The sequence below is a fragment of the Hanstruepera flava genome (genome assembly GCF_023634025.1).
GTDB classification, from domain to species: domain Bacteria; phylum Bacteroidota; class Bacteroidia; order Flavobacteriales; family Flavobacteriaceae; genus Hanstruepera; species Hanstruepera flava.
Window position 1 is genome coordinate 1 of the sequence record NZ_JALJCW010000019.1, and the last position, 764, is coordinate 764.

General features: G+C 32.9%; 1 protein-coding gene. It reads left to right on the forward strand.

The window, feature by feature from the left end; all coding sequences use genetic code 11:
- Positions 1 to 29: 29 nt before the first annotated feature.
- Positions 30 to 623: an acyl carrier protein gene (locus tag MTX13_RS14450; RefSeq protein WP_185789973.1), complete on the forward strand. Its 594-nt coding sequence runs from the start codon at positions 30 to 32 to the stop codon at positions 621 to 623.
- Positions 624 to 764 lie beyond the last annotated feature (141 nt).

The window sequence follows — 764 nt, forward strand, 5'->3', positions numbered from 1 at the left end:
CGTTGTAAAACATTTAACGCAAACCGAAAATGGGATTAGATTCAGTCGAATTACTTATGTCAGTTGAAGATAAATTTGGAATACGAATTGAGGATTCCGAAGCCGAAAAAATTGCTACTGTACAACACTTTGCCGACACTGTTTATAACAAAATTATAGTAAATCCGACAGATAAGTGCTTGACACAAATCATATTTTACCGAATTAGAAAAGCATTTCAAGACTTAAACTTGACTGAATTGGAAATAAGGCCGAATAGCAAAATTTCGGATTTGCTCACTCAATCGGAATTGAAAACAAATTGGAATCGATTGGAAACAGAACTTGAATTGAAATTACCTGAATTAGTTGCTATTGACTTTAATCCAAAATTAGACTCGCACGTAAAAATTTTTGGAATTAAAACTATCAAAAGAAATACGCCTGTGACTAAAGGAACAATAAGAGAATTAATTGATTGGACAATATCTCTGAATTTCGAGAAAACAATTGACATTCAAAAAATCACTAATAAATATGAAGTTGAAAGAATAATTTCGGGAATCATAAGTGAAAATATGGGAATTCCAATAGCTGAAATTGAATTAAGACATACAATAACAAACGATTTAGGAATTGATTAATAAAAAACGTTTTACAACAACGTGTATAGCTCATTGCGGCTGAATTCCTAATCGGAATTCATTGCAATTTGCTATCTTTCGGTTACGGCGGAAAGAATCCTGCGGATTTTTCCGCAACGAGCCATACACAAAACCGTTGGC